This window comes from Halapricum hydrolyticum (assembly GCF_025517535.1).
GTDB lineage: Archaea > Halobacteriota > Halobacteria > Halobacteriales > Haloarculaceae > Halapricum > Halapricum hydrolyticum.
In genome coordinates this window covers 1-633 of record NZ_JAOPKC010000059.1, presented here as the reverse complement: position 1 = coordinate 633, position 633 = coordinate 1, and the positions used below count along the sequence as shown (strand labels likewise).

Sequence of the window (633 nt, the reverse complement as noted above, 5' to 3'; positions counted from 1 at the left end):
GGACTGCAACGTCGATGACCACATTGCAGTGACCTCAACGGGTGCGTTCGTCGGGAACGCTGACGACCTCAATCATCAACGCCGCGAGTTCGAGAAGCGACGTGCCAGCCTCCAACAGACGGGGACACGGAGCGCCCACCTGACCTTCCAGCGCATTGGCGACAGATTCGGACGCTGGAGCGAAGACTATCTGCACCAGTGTTCCAAAGAAATCGTTGCCGAAGCCAAGCGCCACGACTGTACGCACATCGCCTTCGAGGACTTGGAGCAGATTCGAGACCGTATCAGCGACGACAAAAAATTCCAGCAATGGGCGTTCAGCGAACTGCAAGAACAGACCGGACACAAGGCGGAACTGGCTGGCATCGTGGTCGAAACAGTCGACCCGTCCTACACGAGCCAACAATGCTCGAAGTGTGGCTGTACGCTGGAAGAAAACCGTGACGGCCAACAGTTCCAGTGTCTCGACTGTTCGTATGCGGTCAACGCCGACTACAACGCGGCGAAGAATATCGCTCGGAAACTCGCGCTGAAACACCAGCGAGGGCAGAAGTCCCCCGCTGGAGGGGCGTTCTGTCAGTACGCCCTGAAGTCGGGGACGATGACCGTGAACGCGACTGACGTGGCGTCCGA

At 58.5% G+C, this 633-nt stretch carries 1 protein-coding gene; it reads left to right on the top strand.

The features are described from left to right. Positions 1–28: 28 nt before the first annotated feature. A partial coding sequence (locus tag OB916_RS16955; RefSeq protein WP_315910476.1) for an RNA-guided endonuclease InsQ/TnpB family protein occupies positions 29–633 on the top strand: 605 nt, incomplete at its 3' end.